This window comes from Streptomyces sp. SAI-135, from assembly GCF_029893805.1.
In the GTDB taxonomy this organism is placed as follows: domain Bacteria; phylum Actinomycetota; class Actinomycetes; order Streptomycetales; family Streptomycetaceae; genus Streptomyces.
In genome coordinates this window covers 1,609,738-1,626,445 of sequence record NZ_JARXYP010000002.1, presented here as the reverse complement: position 1 = coordinate 1,626,445, position 16,708 = coordinate 1,609,738, and the positions used below count along the sequence as shown (strand labels likewise).

General features: G+C 73.3%; 15 protein-coding genes and 1 pseudogene. 6 read left to right on the top strand and 10 right to left on the bottom strand.

Features of this window, described 5'->3' with window-relative positions; all coding sequences use genetic code 11:
- Positions 1-447: an Lrp/AsnC family transcriptional regulator gene (locus M2163_RS11745; RefSeq protein ID WP_123987747.1), complete on the bottom strand. Its 447-nt coding sequence runs from the start codon at positions 445-447 to the stop codon at positions 1-3.
- A gap of 94 nt (positions 448-541) precedes the next feature.
- Between M2163_RS11745 and M2163_RS11740 the strand changes: the two genes are divergently transcribed.
- Positions 542-1,027, top strand: a complete 486-nt coding sequence (locus tag M2163_RS11740; protein WP_280893931.1) for a rhodanese-like domain-containing protein — start codon at positions 542-544, stop codon at positions 1,025-1,027.
- A gap of 71 nt (positions 1,028-1,098) precedes the next feature.
- Positions 1,099-1,614: an immunity 21 family protein gene (locus tag M2163_RS11735; RefSeq protein ID WP_280893930.1), complete on the top strand. Its 516-nt coding sequence runs from the start codon at positions 1,099-1,101 to the stop codon at positions 1,612-1,614.
- Positions 1,615-1,685: 71 nt separating this feature from the next.
- Here the strand turns inward: M2163_RS11735 and M2163_RS11730 are convergent, their stop codons facing one another.
- Together M2163_RS11730 and M2163_RS11725 are read right to left on the bottom strand one after the other, a co-directional pair.
- A complete protein-coding gene (locus tag M2163_RS11730) occupies positions 1,686-3,377 on the bottom strand; it encodes a DUF885 domain-containing protein (protein ID WP_280893929.1) in 1,692 nt (563 codons plus the stop codon).
- A 33-nt stretch (positions 3,378-3,410) separates the two neighbouring features.
- The gene (locus tag M2163_RS11725) at positions 3,411-3,905 is read right to left on the bottom strand and encodes an Lrp/AsnC family transcriptional regulator (protein ID WP_280852835.1); all 495 of its coding nucleotides are present in this window, start codon (positions 3,903-3,905) and stop codon (positions 3,411-3,413) included.
- A 60-nt stretch (positions 3,906-3,965) separates the two neighbouring features.
- Between M2163_RS11725 and M2163_RS11720 the strand changes: the two genes are divergently transcribed.
- Complete coding sequence (locus M2163_RS11720) at positions 3,966-5,150, top strand: PLP-dependent transferase (protein WP_280852836.1); 1,185 nt, start codon at positions 3,966-3,968, stop codon at positions 5,148-5,150.
- Here M2163_RS11720 and M2163_RS11715 read toward each other — a convergent pair.
- The 3 genes from M2163_RS11715 to M2163_RS11705 all read right to left on the bottom strand — a co-directional run bounded on the left by M2163_RS11715 (position 5,128) and on the right by M2163_RS11705 (position 9,731).
- Positions 5,128-6,405, bottom strand: a complete 1,278-nt coding sequence (locus M2163_RS11715) for a GNAT family N-acetyltransferase (protein ID WP_280893928.1) — start codon at positions 6,403-6,405, stop codon at positions 5,128-5,130. The genes M2163_RS11720 and M2163_RS11715 overlap by 23 nt on opposite strands.
- Before the next feature lie 155 nt (positions 6,406-6,560).
- Positions 6,561-8,147 (bottom strand): alkaline phosphatase D family protein, encoded by a 1,587-nt coding sequence (locus M2163_RS11710; RefSeq protein WP_280893927.1) that lies wholly within the window; start codon positions 8,145-8,147, stop codon positions 6,561-6,563.
- 132 nt (positions 8,148-8,279) lie between these two features.
- On the bottom strand, positions 8,280-9,731 hold the full coding sequence (locus M2163_RS11705) for a PLP-dependent aminotransferase family protein (protein ID WP_280893926.1): 1,452 nt from the start codon (positions 9,729-9,731) through the stop codon (positions 8,280-8,282).
- Here M2163_RS11705 and M2163_RS11700 point away from each other — a divergent pair.
- A pseudogene (locus M2163_RS11700) lies at positions 9,722-10,615 on the top strand (EamA family transporter); the annotation flags it as partial. The gene M2163_RS11705 and the pseudogene M2163_RS11700 sit on opposite strands and share 10 nt — an antisense overlap.
- Positions 10,616-10,660: 45 nt before the next feature.
- On the opposite strand, the gene M2163_RS11695 reads toward M2163_RS11700, so the two are convergent.
- Positions 10,661-11,491 (bottom strand): alpha/beta fold hydrolase, encoded by an 831-nt coding sequence (locus tag M2163_RS11695; protein WP_280852839.1) that lies wholly within the window; start codon positions 11,489-11,491, stop codon positions 10,661-10,663.
- 168 nt (positions 11,492-11,659) lie between these two features.
- Between M2163_RS11695 and M2163_RS11690 the strand changes: the two genes are divergently transcribed.
- Both M2163_RS11690 and M2163_RS11685 read left to right on the top strand, forming a co-directional pair.
- The gene (locus M2163_RS11690) at positions 11,660-12,544 is read left to right on the top strand and encodes an RNA polymerase sigma-70 factor (protein ID WP_280852840.1); all 885 of its coding nucleotides are present in this window, start codon (positions 11,660-11,662) and stop codon (positions 12,542-12,544) included.
- Positions 12,545-12,711: 167 nt separating this feature from the next.
- Entirely contained in the window at positions 12,712-13,473 is a 762-nt protein-coding gene (locus M2163_RS11685) for a GntR family transcriptional regulator (RefSeq protein ID WP_280893925.1), read from the top strand.
- 58 nt (positions 13,474-13,531) lie between these two features.
- Here the strand turns inward: M2163_RS11685 and M2163_RS11680 are convergent, their stop codons facing one another.
- The 3 genes from M2163_RS11680 to M2163_RS11670 form a co-directional block, all read right to left on the bottom strand.
- Complete coding sequence (locus M2163_RS11680) at positions 13,532-14,689, bottom strand: ROK family transcriptional regulator (protein ID WP_280852842.1); 1,158 nt, start codon at positions 14,687-14,689, stop codon at positions 13,532-13,534.
- 110 nt (positions 14,690-14,799) lie between these two features.
- Positions 14,800-15,462: a response regulator transcription factor gene (locus tag M2163_RS11675; protein ID WP_280893924.1), complete on the bottom strand. Its 663-nt coding sequence runs from the start codon at positions 15,460-15,462 to the stop codon at positions 14,800-14,802.
- 14 nt (positions 15,463-15,476) lie between these two features.
- Positions 15,477-16,646, bottom strand: coding sequence for a histidine kinase (locus tag M2163_RS11670; protein WP_280893923.1), 1,170 nt, complete (start codon positions 16,644-16,646; stop codon positions 15,477-15,479).
- Between the last annotated feature and the right edge of the window lie 62 nt (positions 16,647-16,708).

Sequence of the window (16,708 nt, the reverse complement as noted above, 5' to 3'; positions counted from 1 at the left end):
TCAACGCCCCAGCGGCCGTCGGGGGAGCGGGGAGGAGTAGACGACGCTCGTGGTCACCGAGCCCAGTGTGCCGATCTTTCCCGAGACCTCCTCCAGGTGCCGCATCGAGCGGGCGGCGACCTTGATGACGAAGCAGTCGTCGCCGGTCACGTGGTGCGCCTCCAGGATCTCGGGCGTCACGGCGACCAGGTCGTGGAAGGGCTTGTAGTTGCCGTTGGGGTACCGGAGGCGGACGAACGCCAGGATCGGCAGGCCGAGGCGGTCGGGGTCCACGACGGCGGCGTACCCCTGGATGACGCCCGCCTCCTCCAGCCGCCGCACCCGCTCGGTGACCGCGCTCGCGGACATCGAGACGGCACGGGCGAGTTCGGCGAAACTGGCGCGGCCCTCCCGCTGGAGGACGTCGAGGATGCGCCAGTCGGTGGCGTCCGGGGAATACGCGGTCATCCCCGAGGAATAGCAGGGGATTCCCCGGCGGAGCAAGGTGTGCGCCGGGGAATCGCCCTTCAGGCTGTGGATCATCGGCCGTAGATTTCTGGGCATGACGACAACCGCCTCGCTCACCTCGAACCCCGTCCTGCGTGTCGCTCCGGCCGCACCGGCCGAGGCCGCCGCCTACTTCCGGGCCAGCCTCGTCTTCCACGCGGACGTCTCCGACGTCGCCGCCGCGCTCGCCGCGGACGGCGACCCCGGCTTCGTGGTCCTCGACTCCCGCTCCGCCGCCGCCTGGGACCAGGGGCACGTCCCGGGGGCCGTCCACCTGCCCACCGCGCTCATCCCCGAGCAGGCCGAGCAACTGCTCGACAGGTCCGTGCCGGTGGTGACGTACTGCTGGGGCCCGGGCTGCAACGGCGCCACGCGTGCCGCGCTCGCCCTCGCCGAACTCGGCTACCAGGTCAAGGAGATGCTCGGCGGCTTCGAGTACTGGGTGCGCGAGGGCTTCGCGTTCGAGACCTGGGAGGGCCCCGAGCGGCGCACCGCCGACCCGTTGACCGCGCCGGCCGACGCGGAGGACTGCGGCTGCTGAGTGCCCGGGATTCCCCTGGGGTTCCTGTGCAGGTGCAACGCGGAGGTTCCGGTGCGTGTAGGTTCTGGCCCATGGTGCGATACGCGGAGCCGGGCGCGGTGGAGTGGGTGGAGTCGGGCGGCGGTCCGCTCATAGCGGTGCCGGAGACGGTGCTGCCGTTCTGGGCGGGAGCCGACGGCGACGAGACCGCCTCCGACTACGACCGGGCCTGCGAAGTCGACGGCCGGGTGGGCCTGTTGCCGGTCGGTGACGCGGCGGCGCTGGTCCTCGGCGACGAGCCCGCCTCGACCTCCTACCTCCCCGACCACGACACCTTCGTACGGTGGTGCGCCGCCGACTCCGAGGACGAACTCCTCGCCGAGGTCCCCGCCGCCCTCGCCACCGCCGTCTGGGAGGACGAGGTGAGCTGGGCGGTACCCGGCCCGGTCGTCCTCTTCGACGCGGCCTGGCCCGGCAACGACTCGGTGAACACCGACCACTTGAAGATCTCCCTCGCCGCGGGCCGGTACGCGGTGCGCGCCGCCGACGTACGACCTGGGCCGGAGACCTGGCTGGGACTGGTGCAGTTGCGACGGCTGGCGGACTGAGGACGGTTCACGTGCGCGACGGGGCACGCCGGACGACGCGCAACGCGACCTCCGGCATGCCCCTCGTACCGTCAGAGCTGTGACAGCTCGTCCACCAGGTCGTCCAGCCCCAGGGAGCCCTGCGACAGCGCCGCCATGTGCCAGGCCTTGAGGTCGAAGGCGTCGCCGTGCCGCTCGCGGGCCTTCTCCCGGCCCAGCAGCCAGGCCCGTTCGCCGAGCTTGTAGCCGATCGCCTGGCCCGGGATCGTGAGGTAGCGGGTCAGTTCGCTCTCCACGAAGTCCGCCGGACGGCTGCTGTGCGCGCCGAAGAACTCCTGCGCCAGCTCGGGCGTCCAGCGCTCGCCCGGATGGAAGGGGGAGTCCGCCGGGATCTCCAGCTCCAGGTGCATGCCGATGTCCACGATGACCCGGGCGGCCCGCATCATCTGCGCGTCGAGATAGCCGAGCCGCTGCTCGGGGTCCCTGAGGAAGCCGAGTTCGTCCATCAGCCGCTCGGCGTACAGCGCCCAGCCCTCGGCGTTGGCGCTCACCCCGCCCACCGTGGCCTGGTAGCGGGAGAGGTTCGCCGCGACGTGCGTCCACTGCGCGAGCTGGAGGTGATGGCCGGGCACGCCCTCGTGGTACCAGGTCGAGACGAGGTCGTAGACCGGGAAACGGGTCTGGCCCATCGTGGGCAGCCAGGTGCGGCCCGGACGCGAGAAGTCCTCCGAGGGGGCCGTGTAGTACGGGGCCGCCGCACCGCCGGGCGGGGCGATGCAGGACTCCACCTTCCGTACCCGCTCGGCGAGTTCGAAGTGGGTGCCGTCGAGCGAGTCGATCGCCTGGTCCATCAGGCCCTGGAGCCAGTCGCGCACCTCGTCGACGCCGTCGATGTGCTTGCCGTGCTCGTCGAGGTGGGCGAGCGCCACCCACGGCGTTTCCGCGCCGGGCAGGATCTTCTCGGCCTCCTGCTTCATCTCGCCGAGCAACCGGTGGTACTCGGACCAGCCGTACGCGTACGCCTCGTCCAGGTCGAGGTCCGTGCCGTTGAAGTAGCGGGCCCAGCGGGCGTACCGCTCCCGGCCCACGGTGTTCGGGGCGCCCTCGATCGTCGGCGCGTACACGTCCCGCATCCAGTCCCGCAGCTCCACCACGGAGGCGGTCGCGGTCCGTGCCGCCTCGTCCAGCTCGGCACGCAGCGACTCGGGGCCGGCCGAGACGAAGTCCTCGAACCAGCCGCGGCCGTTGCCGTCGGTGTCCGCCCACTCGGTGAGCTGCCCGATGAAGGTGGCGGTCGGACGCGGCGCCGCGTACAGCTTGCGCTCGAGTCCCAGCGAGAGCGACTCGCGGTAGCCGGCGAACGCGGCCGGCACGGCCCGCAGCCGCTCGGCGATCGCGGCCCAGTCCTCGTCGGTCCGGTTGGGGGTGACGGTGAAGATCTCGCGGATCGAGTGCGGGGGCGTGGAGAGGTTGCCGACCGCCCGCAGGCCCTCGTCGGCCTCGTGCACGGCGAGTTCGGCCGTCAGCCGCTCCCGCAGCAGCCGGCCGCACCGGCGCTCGATGTCGCTGTCCGCGCCCGGCTGCCGCTCGGCCTCGTCGAGCCGCGCGAGGGTGTCCCGCTGAAGCCGCGCGAGCGCCTCCTGGCCCGCCGGCGAGGTGTCGGGCAGCTTGCTCGAACTCTCCTGCACACCCAGGTAGGTACCGGTGATCGGATCGAGGGCGATGAGCTCGTCGACGTAGGCGTCGGCGACCTGACGGGGCAGCTGGCTCTGAGTCTCAGACATGCGGTCCATCCTCATACGCGGACCTCGCGGGAGTCACCCCGATTCCGCTGAGGGCGTGGCGGGCGGAAGGAGCGGCCCGCACTCCCACTGCTGGAAGATCAGCCGGGTCTCCACCCGGGCCACCTCGCGCCGTGACGTGAACTCGTCCAGCACGAGCCGCTGGAGGTCCGTCATGTCCGCCACGGCCACGTGCACGAGATAGTCGTCGGGCCCGGTCAGATGGAAGACGGTCCGCGATTCCGGCAGCGCCCGGATCCGCTCCACGAACGGCCCCACCAGTTCCCGCCGGTGCGGTCTGACCTGCACCGACAGCAGCGCCTCCAGGCCCCGGCCCAGCTTCGCCGGATCCAGCCGCAGCTGATGCCCGAGGATGACGCCCGAGCGGCGCAGCCGGGTCACCCGGTCCAGACAGGTCGACGGGGCGACACCCACCTGGGCGGCGAGATCGCGGTAGGTGGTCCGGGCGTCGTTCTGCAACAGCCGCAGCAGATGCAGGTCCACCGGGTCCAGTACGACAGATTCGGCCATCGGCCGAACGTAGCACGGACTTCTTCCCGGAAACGCCGGTCGGTGTTCACCCTCGTCGTCATGGACTCAGCGCGCACCGCCACCGCCTCCCGTACGCCGCTCAGAGCACTGGCCACCGAGGCCGTCCACGCCGGCCGCGACGACCTCGCCCGGCAGGGGCTGCACGCCCCGCCCATCGACCTGTCGACGACCTACCCGTCCCATGACAGCCGCGGTGAGGCCGCCCGGATCGACGCCTTCGCCGCCACCGGCGCCGAGCCGGACGGCCCGCCGGTGTACGGACGCCTCGGCAACCCGACCGTCGCCCGCTTCGAGACCGCCCTGGCCCGTCTGGAGAACACCGAGGCCGCGGTCGCCTTCGCCAGCGGCATGGCCGCGCTCACGGCCGTCCTTCTCGTACGGGCCTCCCTGGGCCTGCGCCACGTCGTGGCCGTACGCCCCCTGTACGGCTGCAGCGACCATCTGCTGACCGCCGGACTCCTCGGCACGGAGGTCACCTGGACCGATCCCGCGGGGGTCGCCGACGCCCTGCGCCCCGACACCGGCCTGGTCCTGGTCGAGTCCCCGGCCAACCCCACCCTCGCCGAGATCGACCTGCGGGCCCTGGCCCACTCCTGCGGTTCGGTGCCCCTGCTCGCGGACAACACCTTCGCCACGCCGGTACTGCAACGGCCCGCGGAACAGGGCGCCCGGCTGGTGCTGCACAGCGCCACCAAGTACCTCGGCGGCCACGGGGACGTGATGGCGGGGGTGGTGGCCTGCGACGAGGAGTTCGCCGGGCGGCTGCGGCAGGTCCGCTTCGCCACCGGGGGCGTCCTGCACCCGCTGGCCGGCTACCTCCTGCTGCGCGGTCTGTCGACCCTCCCGGTCCGGGTCCGCGCCGCCTCCGCGACCGCCGCGGACCTCGCCCGTCGCCTCGCCGCCGACCCGCGGGTGACCCGGGTCCACTACCCGCGCATCGGCGGCGCGATGATCGCCTTCGAGGTCGACGGCGACCCGCACGAGGTGATCGACCGGGTCCGGCTGATCACCCCGGCGGTGAGCCTGGGCAGCGTGGACACCCTCATCCAGCACCCCGCGTCGATCAGCCACCGCATCGTGGACGCGGCGGACCGGCGGGGTGCCGGGGTGAGCGACCGGCTGCTGCGCCTGTCGGTGGGCCTGGAGGACGTCGAGGACCTGTGGGCGGATCTGGACACGGCCCTTCAGCCGACCCCGGTCGCTACCGCGCCTCGATCCGTGTGACTGCCGCAGCGCGCTCCGGCTCCGCCTGCGGGGCGAGGCGCGCTGTGATGACCAGGGTCCCCTCCTCGATCTGGTAGTCGAGGGGGAGACCCAGTCCCCGCATCGCGGCGACCATCCCGGTGTTGGACGACTGCGTCACGGCGTAGACGCTCTCGCACCCGGCCTCGGCGGCCATGGCGACCAGCCGCTCCAGCAGCTCGCCCCCGATGCCCCGCTGCTGCCACGCGTCCTCGACGAGCAGCGCCACCTCGGTCTCGTCGCCGTCCCAGAGCAGGTGCCCGAGTCCGACGATCCGGCCCGACGCGGTCTGCACGGCGAGCGTGCGCCCGAACCGGGGACTGAGCAGGTGGTTCAGATAGCGGTCGGCGTCCCCTACGGGCCCGTGGTACCGCATGCCCAGGGTCCGCGGCGAGCACCGCTCGTGCATCGCCACCGCCGCCGCCAGGTCCCCGGGGTCGGCCCGGCGCACGGTGATGTCGTGGCCCTCGGGCAGTGTCAGGACGTCCTGGCTGTGCGGCACCCGCGGGCCGAGCCGGGCGTCCAGCTCGACCAGGGCCCGGGCCCGGGCGAACTCCGTCGGCGTGAACGGCAGATACGGCCGCTCCACGGTGATCACTCCGCCCTCCGGGGCCCGCAACCGCATCACGGTGCCCTCCAGCGCTCCTTCCACCGGGACGCCCTGCGGCGCGCGGCCGCCTCCCACCGGAGCGGCGGGCAGGGACCGGATCGTGCACCGGCCCAGCAACTGCCGCAGTGCGAGGGGGAGTTCGGCCGCGTCCAGCGCGGTGCGGGTGGCGAGGCCGAGCACTCGGGTCGGGGCGTCCACGAGATCATGCGTGTCCGCGCGCTCGATCCAGGTGTCGGTGCCGCCGGCCCGCCCGACGGCCCCGGCGATCCCGGAGCCCTCCAGCGCGCCCGGGGCGCGCAGCAGGAACTCGTCGACCGTGCCCTCGGCCAGCGGGTGGGTCTGCAGGCTGAGGATGTCGATCCGCAGCCCGGCGAGGACCGTGCACAGGGCGGCCAGCGAGCCCGGTTCGTCCTTCACCGTGGTCCGCATCCGCCACAGCGTGCTCTCCGCCACCACGGGGTCCGGGGTTCCCGACGGCCCGGCCTGCTCCCCGTCGGGCAGCGGCCGGGCGCCGGTATCACCCGTCGGGGGCGCGTGACCGTGGCGCCGTGTCCACCGGGTGGAGAACACGGCCCTGAAGGCGGTGGCGAGTTTCGCAGGGGTCACATCAGACATGTTCGAAGTCATGCAGCCACTGTGGAGGAACGGTGTTGCGTGATCACGAACGTATTGTGACTGCACGGTAAAGCGTGGTCCGTGTGCTTTGTACCCTTTTCAATAGTTCACGGGTCGCGCACCGGGGGATGACGCCGGTACGCGACCCGCCGTAGAGCGTACGGGAGTTACTGGCCCACCCGGCCCGGCTGGAGCACCTGCGTGAACAGCACGGTGCCGTCCTGCTCGCGCAGCCGCACGGTCAGCTCGCCGCTGTGGCCGTCGATGTAGACCTCGCCGAAGAACTGGTAGCCGCCCGCGGGGGAGACGTTGGAGGCGGTCGGCGCCTTCACGAACACCCGCTCGGGCCCGAAGGTGCCGTCGAGCGCGCTGGCCGGGAAGGCGCCCGCGTTGAGGGGGCCCGACACGAACTCCCAGAACGGCTCGAAGTCGGAGAACGCGGCCCGCGACGGCTGGTAGTGCTGGGCCGAGGTGTGGTGGACGTCGGCGGTCAGCCACACCGTGCCGGTGATCCGCCGGTGCTTGATGTGGCGCAGCAGTTCGGCGATCTGGAGCTCACGGCCGAGCGGGGCGCCCGGATCGCCCTGCGCGACCGCCTCGATGTTCGCCCGGCCCTCCGTGGCGTCGGGCACGACCAGGCCGAGCGGCATGTCGGAGGCGATCACCTTCCACACCGCGCGCGAGCGCGACAGCTCCCGCTTGAGCCACTCCAACTGCTCCCGGCCGAGGATGCCCTGCGGGTCCACGGTCTGGTCGTCGGGCGAGTTGGCGTTGCGGTAGGTGCGCATGTCCAGCACGAACACGTCGAGCAGCGGGCCCTGCCGCAGCACCCGGTACACCCGGCCGTCCCGCCTGCCGGGCTGGAGCGTGGAGATCGGGAAGTACTCGCTGAACGCGCGCCGCGCCCGGCCCGCGAGCACGTCGACGCTCTTCTCGGTGTAGCGGGAGTCGGAGTCCAGGATGGTCTGACCCGGGTACCAGTTGTTGCGGACCTCGTGGTCGTCCCACTGGATGACCGACGGGACCTGGGCGTTGAAGGCCCGGAGGTTGTGGTCGAGCAGGTTGTAGCGGAAGTTGCCGCGGAACTCGGCCAGGGTCTCGGCGACCTTGGACTTCTCCTCGGTGGTGATGTTCCGCCAGGTGCTGCCGTCCGGGAGGGCGGCGGTGGCCGCGATCGGTCCGTCGGCGTAGATGTTGTCGCCGCTGCACAGGAAGAAGTCCGGGTCCAGAGCGGCCATCGCCCGGTAGATCGTGTAGCCGCCGAAGTCGGGGTTGATGCCCCAGCCCTGTCCGGCGAGGTCCCCGGACCACAGGAACCGCACCCCGTCGCGGCGCTTGGGGGACACCGTGCGGAAGGTGCCGGTGACCGGCTCGCCGGTGCGGCGCGGGTCGTCCGGGTCGGCCAGCAGCACCCGGTAGTGGATCTGCTCGCCCGACGGCAGCCCGCGCAGCCGGGTCGTCCCCGTGAAGTCGGTGTCCGCGCCGAGCAGCGGGCCGTGCCATCTGCGCGGGTTGCGGAACGACTCGGTCGCGGACGTCTCCACGACCATCCGGGCCGGACGGTCCGAACGCACCCACACCAGGCCCGAGTCGGAGGTCACGTCTCCCGTCTGCACCCCACAGCCCGCCCCTGGGCGCCCGGAGAGGGCGAAGGCCGGCGCGGCCGCGGAGACCGTCGGGAGGGTGAGGGCGGCCGAGGCGGCCAGGGAGCCGCGCAGCACGCTGCGGCGGCCGGGGAGCGGACGGTGTGACATGGATGCGCCTCCAGGGACGGGATCCGGCCAGTGTGCGATGCCAGAACTACTGGGGCGTCGCGGCGCACACGCAAACCGCAGGTGAACAACCGGCCGCCGGAACAAGGGAACCCGTGTGTGAAACGGCGTGGCTCAGTGACGGGCGGCCTCGGCCATCAGCCGTACGCCGTCCCGGATCCGCGTCGGGGACAGGTGCGCGTAGCCCAGGACCAGCCGCACACCCCCCTCGTCGTCCGGCTCGCCGCGCGCGTGGGCGTAGCCCGTCAGCGGGCGGACGCTCACGCCTGCCGCGCCGAGGCGCGCGAGGAGCTCGTCCTGGGGGCCGTACCGGTACGGCAGCGCGGCGATGACGTGCAGTCCGGCGGCGATCCCCGACACCTGTGTGCCCGGCAGGTGCTCGTCCAGGGCGGAGACCAGCGCGTCGCGCCGCTCCCGGTAGGCGCGCTGGCAGCGGCGCAGTTGACGGTCGTAGTCGCCGCGCTCCAGGAACCGGGCGAACAGCGCCTGGTCGATCGTGGGATGGCCGAGGTCCATGGTCCGCTTGCGCTCGACGACCTCGTCGGCCAGCGACTGCGGCACGAGCAGCCAGCCGAGCCGCAGTCCGGGCGCGAGGGACTTGCTGACCGATCCCGTGTAGGCGACGCGGTCCGGGTCGAGCCCCTGGAGCGCACCCACGGGAGCCCGGTCGTAGCGGAAGTCGCCGTCGTAGTCGTCCTCCAGGACGAAGCCGTCCACGGAGCGCGCCCAGTCGAGCAGTTCCGCGCGCCGCCGCGCCGAGTAGGCGATCCCGGTGGGGAACTGGTGGGACGGCGTGGTGACCGCGGCCCGCACGCCCGCGTCGCGCAGGGAGCCGACGGAGATCCCCTCCTCGTCCAGCGGTACGGGAACGGTGGTGACGCCCGCCGCCGTGTACAGGGCGTCGTGCTGCGGGCTCCCGGGGTCCTCCACGCCGACCGTCGGCAATCCGCGCGCGTGGAGCGCGAATCCGAGCAGCGACGTCGCCTGCGCCACGCCGGAGACGACCACGATCCGCTCCGGATCGGCGACCACGCCCCGGCGGCGCGTCAGCAGCTCGGCCAGGGCGGCACGCAGCCGGGGCAGCCCGCGCGGGTCGGGATAGCCGAGGTCCTGGTGCGCCAGCTCGGCCAGTACGCCCCGGTGGGCGGTGGTCCAGGCCGTGCGGGGGAACAGCGACAGGTCGGGCGTCCCCGCGACGAAGTCCGCGCGGCTGCCCGCAGCGCGCGGGGACAGGTCACGCGCGCGTGGCCGGGTGGTTCGCACGGCACCGCCGACCCAGGTGCCGGCCCCCCGGCCGCTGCGCAGATAGCCCTCCGCCGTCAGCTGCTCGTACGCCTCGGTGACCAGCCCGCGCGACACACCGAGGTCGGCGGCCAGGTCCCGGCTCGACGGCAGCCGCGTCCCGGACGCGAGCCGCCCGGACCGGACCGCCTCGCGCAGGGCCGCCTGCAGGGAGCGGCCACGCGTGCGTGCGGGGGCGGAGACGGCGGGCAGGAGCAGCTCCCAGGCGGCCGATCCGACGGGCCCGCCGTCCGGCCGCTGAGGATTGGTCCCCGATGACGTCATGGCACTGGACCTTAAACCGGACCGCACCCGTTCCTAGCGTCGTTCCCATGAACGCCACCACCACGCGCGGCTCCCTCCTGGCCGCACTCGCCTGCGTCCTCGTCGGGGCGTCCTTCACCGCCAACAGCCTCCTCGGCGACTACCCGTACGCGGGCGGCCAGTTCCTGCGCTACGGCCTCGCCACGCTGCTGCTGGCCCCTCTGGCGGCCAGGGGGGCCACGGCACGGCTGCGTGCGCTGCGGCCCCGCCACTGGGTCCGTCTCGGGCTGCTCGCCGCCGTCGGCATGGTCGGCTTCAACCTCGCCGTCATCGCCGCCGAACGCACCGCGGAACCGGCCGTCCCCGGCGTGTTCGTGGGCTGTGCCCCCGTGCTGGTGGCCGTCCTCGTCCCGCTGCTGGAGGGGCGGCGGCCCCGGAGCCGGGTCCTGCGGGGCGCGCTGCTCGTGGCCCTCGGCGCCTTCGCCGTGCAGGGCTGGGGCCGTACGGACGGGACGGGGATCGCCTTCTCGGTGTGCGCGCTGGCCGGTGAGGTCGGCTTCGCGGTGCTCGCCGTACCGGTGCTGCGCCCCCTGGGGCCTCGGCTGCTGTCCGCCGCCGTCTGCGCGGTCGCCGCCGTCGAGGCCGCCGTGGCCGGGGTGCTCCTGGACGGCACCGCGTGGCTGCGCCGGCCCGACACCGCCGAGGCCGCCGCGCTGCTGTGGCAGGCGGCGGTCGTCACCGTCGTCGGCTTCGTGTGCTGGTACATGGGCATGCAGCGGATCGGCGCGGAGCGCGCCACGCTGTTCTCCGGCCTCATCCCGGTCGCGGCCGCCTGCACCGCGCCCCTGGTCGGCACCGGCTCCTACGGCGCCGCCCAGGCCGTCGGCAGCGCCCTGGTCGGCGCCGGAGTCGCCCTGGGGTCCGGGGCGCTGCGCCGTGGACGGAAGGGCTCAGCGGCTGCCGTCGAGGATGACCCGCGCGACCAGGGCGGGGTCGTCGTTCATCGGGCAGTGGCCGCAGCCGGGCAGCCGCACGAGCCGGGCCCGGGGAATGATCTGCTTGGCCCGCACGCCCTGCCGGCGCACGAGCAGCATGTCCCTGGTGCCCCAGGCGACCGTGACCGGCAGTCCCGGGACGTCGTCGGCGAACCGGACGGCGGTACCGGCCCGGAGCGTCTCGTCGAATCCCGTGGCCCGCGCCAGGGCCAGCGTCTCGGCGACCACGGCCTCGGGTGAACGGCGGCCGGGGCGGGCGTAGATGGTGCTCGTGAGCATGGTGCGGCCGGCCGCGCTGCGCGACAGCTGCTCGACCAGCGGCAGCGGCAGCCGCCGGGAGATGTGCCGCATCGCGAGCAGGACCCCGAACGCGTAGCGCCGCTCGGCCTGCGACCAGAAGCCGGCGGGAGACAGCGCGGTGACGGACCGTACGAGCTGCTCGCGGCCGAGTTCCAGGGCCAGCAGCCCGCCGAGGGAGTTGCCCGCCACATGCGGACGGTCCAGCTCCAGCGCCTCGCAGAAGGCCCCGAACACGGAGGTCGTGGTGGCCAGGTCGTACGAGAGCCCCGCGGGCAGCCCCGGCGAGGCGCCGAATCCCGGCAGGTCCACGGCGATCACGTCGCGCTCGGTCGCCAGGATGTCCACCACCGGGTCCCAGGCCTGCCGGTGGTGCCCTATGCCGTGCAGCAGGAGCAACGGCTCACCGCGCCCCACGCGCGTGTAGGAGACGGTCACGGGCTGCGGTCCCTCGGGGGAGGGGACCTTGAAGGAGACGGTGGCGGACATGAGGGCTCCTTGACGGCGGCTCACGGGCTGAGGCGGTGGCGCACGGCGGACGCGCTGTAGACAGCTTGTCAGCAATTGCTACTGACGGGTAGACCCTTCCGGCCGGCAGGGCTCGCCGCACGTCCATATCGCCTGGACACCAACCGGCGACTGCGTTGGGATGACGTCGTGGCCACTGACACTGAGACCGATGTCTTCGAAGAACACCGTCCCGTCCTGATGGGCGTCGCCTACCGGATGCTCGGGCGCGTCACCGACGCCGAGGACGTGGTGCAGGAAGCGTGGCTGCGCTGGTCGGCGGCCGACCGCAGCGAGGTGCGCGAACCGCGCGCCTATCTGGTCCGCGTCACGACGCGGCTGGCGATCGACCGGCTGCGCCAGGTCAAGGCGCGCGGCGAGACGTACGTCGGCCCCTGGCTGCCCGAGCCGTACGAGACCCACTTCGGCGACACCGTCCCCGACACCGCCGAACAGGCCGTCCTCGCCGACTCGGTCTCCCTCGCGGTCCTGGTCGTCATGGAGTCGCTGTCCCCCCTGGAGCGGGCCGTGTTCGTCCTCAGGGAGGCCTTCGGCTACCCCTACGCCGACATCGCCGCCATGCTCGACCGCACCGAACCCGCCGTACGGCAGCTCGCGGGGCGGGCCCGCCGGCACGTCGACGAACGCCGGCCCCGCTACGACGTCGACCCGGTCCTGCGCCGTGATCTGACGGAGCGTTTCCTCTCCGCGGCCGGCGGCGGCGACCTGGAGGCGCTGATGTCGCTGCTCGCCCCGGACGTCCGCCTCGTCGGGGACAGCGGCGGCAAGACCAAGGCGCCGCTGCGGGTCCTGGAGTCGGCCGACCACGTGGGCCGCTTCATCGTCGGCGTCGCCGGAAGGGGCGTCCCGGACCTCACCTGGCGCTTCCTGGAGCTCAACGGCGGGCCCGCGGTGCTCGTCCTGACGGGCGGAAAACCCGACTCCGTCTTCCAGATGGACGTCCTGGACGGCCGCATCCAGTCCGTCTACATCATTCGCAACCCCGACAAGCTGCGCGCCCTGTCCGCCGCCTGAATGCCTCATTAACGCTGCGTGGCAACGCGCCCGCACGCCCCGCAGGGGATCGAGGATTGGTCTTGACCAAGGGTGGGGGCCGCCCTATGGTCGCAGAGAAGTGCAACAACCTTTAATAAACAAGGGCGCTAAAACGCCCCCGGACCATGGCGATTGCGGAGGACAGGGTGGGGACCACGCAGCTCGAATCGGTACCGGAACCGAAGTACTGGCATCTCAGGACCGTGCTCAGTGAGGCACTGGACTCCGAATTCTCCGTGGGCGAGATCCTGCCCAACGAGCGCGATCTCGCCGCCCGTTTCGGTGTCGCCCGCGCCACGCTCCGTCAGGCCCTGGAGCAGCTGGAACTGGAAGGCCGGCTGCAGCGCCGCCGCGGTGTCGGGACGACCGTCGCCCCGCCGCGCGTGGGTGTGGCCGTCGGCACCGAGCAGCACGCCTGGCCGGGGGCGGCCGGGGACGACTGGCAGTCCGTCGACTGCGCGGCCGCGGTGCCTCCGGCGGCCGTCGCGGACGCGCTCGGCACCGACCGGGAGCAGCCGGTGCACATCGTGCGCCGCTCGCGGGTGACCCACGGTCAGCCCGTCGCCGCCGAACTGCTGTACGTCCCCGAGGCGTCGGTGCCCGAGCTGTCCGCCATAGACGCCCCGTCCGGGGCGGCACGCGCGCGTGCGGTGCTCCGCGAACTGCAGCGCCTGGAACTGGAGAGCCGGGAGAACGCCGTCGAACTCGGCTCGGCCCGCGCCGACGACGCGAAGGAACTGGACCGCCTGCCCGGCGCCCCCGTGCTCATCGTCACCACCCGCTACCTGGCCGGGGGCCGCACCGCCGCCGTCTCGGTGGCCACCTACCGTGCGGACACCTGCCGGTTGACCTTCGGGGACTCCGGCGCGGTGGAGATCCACGAGAGCCCCGAACGCCGGGCCTCCTGAGCGGTACGGCGGTGCCCCGGACCTTCGTCCGGGGCACCGCCGTACGCCGTCGGACCACTCACCGCCGGGCGGTGACCGTGCCCTCCACCGCGAACAACTGCTCCTCCACGTGGTCGAGGGCCAGTCGCAGCGCGCCCGTCGCCACGGCCGCCTCCCCGAGGAGCGACAGGGCGACCTTGGGCGGGCGCAGACAGTAGCGGGCCAACTCCCGCCGCAGCGGCTCCAGTACGCCGTCCAGACCGGCCGCCCAGCCGCCCACCACCACGAGTTCCGGGTCGAGGGCCAGGACGAGCGCCGCCACGTCGTGCACCAGCCGCTGGATGAAGCGTTCCACGGCCGCCCGCGCCCGCTGGTCGCCCTCGCGCGCCTGCGCGAAGACCTCGGCGACGGCCTGCTCGTCGAGCGGGTGCAGGGGCTCGTCGGTGGTGGACAGCAGGGTCTCCGGGGTGACCTCGCGGCCCAGCAGGTGCAGCGCGCCGATCTCCCCGGCCGCCCCGCCGTACCCGCGGTGCAGCCGCCCGCCGATCAGCGACCCCGCCCCCGGGCTCAGTCCGGCCAGCACGAACACCACGTCGTCGGACTCGGTGGCGGAGCCCTTCCAGTGCTCGGCGACCGCGGCCGCGTTGGCGTCGTTCTCGACCAGCACCGGGCACTTGAAGGAACGGCTGAGCCGCTCACCGAGCCGCAGCCCGGTCCACTCCGGCAGCGCCGCGCACAGCCGTATGGTGCCGTCCGCCTCCACGATGCCCGGCGAGGCGACCCCGACGGCCCACAGGGAGTCGCGGGCGACCCCGGCCCGGCGCAGCAGTTCGGCGACCGCGGTGCGCAGCCGCTCCAGGCGTTCGTCGGCGCCGGCCGTCTCGGTGACGTCCTTGGCCACCGCGCCGAGCACCTTGCCGTCCAGGTCGGACAGCAGCGCGGCGACCCGGTGCGGCCCGATGTCCAGGCCCAGCAGATGTCCGGCCTCGGCGCGGAACCGGAACCGCCGGGCCGGGCGTCCCTGCCGTCGGGCGACGCTCTCGTCGGCCGCCTTCTCGACCACCAGGCCGCCCTCGATGAGCCCCTCGACGACCCCCTCGACCGTCGGCCGGGACAGGCCCGTCACCCGGGTGATCTCGGTCAGCGTCGCGCAGTCCGTGGCACGCAGCGCGTGCAGCACCACCGCGGAATTGATCCTTCGCAGGAGCGAGGGATCCCCGCCGGTCAGTCGCCCCAACGTCCGTCCTCCCAGCTCGCGCGCGTGTTGGGCGGATCGTACTCGGCGCGACGCCCCGCGGGCAGTCCGGGTTGGCACAGCGGTGCCCGCGCCCCGCCGGAAGGCCCGGTTCACCCCGGTGCCACGAACCCCGACTCGTACGCAGCGATCACCGCCTGGGTGCGATCACGCGCCCCCAGCTTCGCCAGCACGGCGCTGACGTGCGACTTCACGGTCTCGGTGCCGACGACCAAGCGGGCGGCGATCTCCGCGTTGGACAGACCGCGCGCCATCAGCCGCAGCACCTCGGCCTCCCGCTCGGTCAGCTGGGCCCGCTCCATCGCGGCCCGGGCCGCCCGGTTGCCGCCCTCGTCGCCGTACCGGGCGGCCAGCTGCCGCACCGAGGCGGGGAACAGCAGCGACTCGCCCTCGGCGACCAGCCGCACCGCGTGCACGATCTCGGCCGGCCGGGCCCGCTTCAGCAGGAACCCGTCGGCTCCGGCGCGCAGCGCCTCGTACACGTACTCGTCGTTCTCGAAGGTCGTCACCACGACGATCTTCGGCGGCTCCTCGACCGTCCGCAGCACCGCGCGGGTGGCCTCGATGCCGTCCATCAGGGGCATCCGTACGTCCATGGCGACCACGTCGGGCCGCAGTTGCCGCACGAGCGGGATGACCGCCGCCCCGTCGGCCGCCTCGCCGACGACCTCGATGTCGGGCTGCGCCTCCAGGACCGCCCGCAGACCGGCACGTACGAGGGGTTCGTCGTCGACGAGGAGAACGGTGACGGGCATCCCGTCAGCGTAGATCAGCGCAGCGGCAGCTCGGCATGCACCTGCCAGTCGCCCCGGTCGGGTCCGGTGTGCGCGCGGCCGCCGAGCAGGGCCGCCCGTTCGCGTATGCCGCGCAGTCCGCTGCCCCGCCCGGGGCCGGGTATGTCGGCCGCCAGCGGATTGCGGACCTCCAGCGCGAGGGCCTTGCCCGTGACCTCGACGCGGACCCGGACCGGGACCGCCCCCGCGTGCCGCAGCACATTGGTCAGCGCCTCCTGGAGGATCCGGTAGCCCTCGCGGGAGACCGGCCCGGGCACGGTGTCCACCGGCCCGGTCAGCTCGGCGTCCACCTTCGCGCCGGACGCGCGCGCCGACTCCAGCAGCCGGTCGGCGTCCGTCAGCGTCGGCCTGCCGCTCACCGGCCGCTCCGACTCGCGCAGGACGCCTAGGACACGCTCCAGGTCCTCCAGGGCGGCCCGGCCGGTCTCCTCGATGGCGTCGAGGGCACGGTCGGTGAACGCCGGGTCTCCGGCCGCGCGGGCGGCACCCGCCTGGACGACGGCGACGGTCAGGGCGTGCCCGATGGAGTCGTGCAGCTCACGCGCGATACGGGTGCGCTCCAGGAGCTGCTCGGTGCGCTCCTCCAGGGCGGCCAGACGCTCGGCGGGAGAGGGGCCGAGCAGCCGGAGCGCGAGCGCGGTGATCAGCCGGCCCGAGACCACCACCGTCGCCGCCAGCGCGGCGAGCGGCAGGGGCACGAGCAGGACGTGCCACCAGCGGTGGCCGTCGAGGAGGATCAGCACACCCTCCTCGACGTCCTGGCCGAAGGCCGACGCCACCAGGTCCACCGAGCCGATGAGCAGGTGCACGCTGAGCGTCGCCGTCACGATGCCGAGCAGCAGCCGCGCCTCCAGCCAGACGACCAGCCGCCCCCGGTCGCTCCAGGACTCCGACGGCGCGACGACGATGTCGATGCTCTCGCTGTTGTGCCGGTGTCCGGTCAGCAGGAGCCGCGCCTGGAGCCCCTCCACGGTGCGCATCGCGGGCACCAGCCCGGCGGGCGCGAGCGTCACGGCCGCCACCAGCCAGGTCCACCACGCCTCCTCGACGAACATCCACATGGCCGGCCACACGACGGCGACGAACAGATGCAGCCATCGTGTGTACGTCACCGCCCGGGCGAACGGGCGCAGCAAGCGGACCATTTCGCCATCGTGCCAGCCGCCACCGACAACGGACCTCCCCCGCACGGGGGAGCCGATCTCCA

Excerpts from the sequence above, each read along its gene's own strand:
- M2163_RS11745 (WP_123987747.1), bottom strand. The coding sequence starts at position 447 with ATGACCGCGTATTCCCCGGACGCCACCGACTGGCGCATCCTCGACGTC.
- M2163_RS11740 (WP_280893931.1), top strand. The coding sequence starts at position 542 with ATGACGACAACCGCCTCGCTCACCTCGAACCCCGTCCTGCGTGTCGCT.
- M2163_RS11735 (WP_280893930.1), top strand. The coding sequence starts at position 1,099 with ATGGTGCGATACGCGGAGCCGGGCGCGGTGGAGTGGGTGGAGTCGGGC.
- M2163_RS11730 (WP_280893929.1), bottom strand. The coding sequence starts at position 3,377 with ATGTCTGAGACTCAGAGCCAGCTGCCCCGTCAGGTCGCCGACGCCTAC.
- M2163_RS11725 (WP_280852835.1), bottom strand. The coding sequence starts at position 3,905 with ATGGCCGAATCTGTCGTACTGGACCCGGTGGACCTGCATCTGCTGCGG.
- M2163_RS11720 (WP_280852836.1), top strand. The coding sequence starts at position 3,966 with ATGGACTCAGCGCGCACCGCCACCGCCTCCCGTACGCCGCTCAGAGCA.
- M2163_RS11715 (WP_280893928.1), bottom strand. The coding sequence starts at position 6,405 with ATGACTTCGAACATGTCTGATGTGACCCCTGCGAAACTCGCCACCGCC.
- M2163_RS11710 (WP_280893927.1), bottom strand. The coding sequence starts at position 8,147 with ATGTCACACCGTCCGCTCCCCGGCCGCCGCAGCGTGCTGCGCGGCTCC.
- M2163_RS11705 (WP_280893926.1), bottom strand. The coding sequence starts at position 9,731 with ATGACGTCATCGGGGACCAATCCTCAGCGGCCGGACGGCGGGCCCGTC.
- M2163_RS11695 (WP_280852839.1), bottom strand. The coding sequence starts at position 11,491 with ATGTCCGCCACCGTCTCCTTCAAGGTCCCCTCCCCCGAGGGACCGCAG.
- M2163_RS11675 (WP_280893924.1), bottom strand. The coding sequence starts at position 15,462 with ATGCCCGTCACCGTTCTCCTCGTCGACGACGAACCCCTCGTACGTGCC.
- M2163_RS11670 (WP_280893923.1), bottom strand. The coding sequence starts at position 16,646 with ATGGTCCGCTTGCTGCGCCCGTTCGCCCGGGCGGTGACGTACACACGA.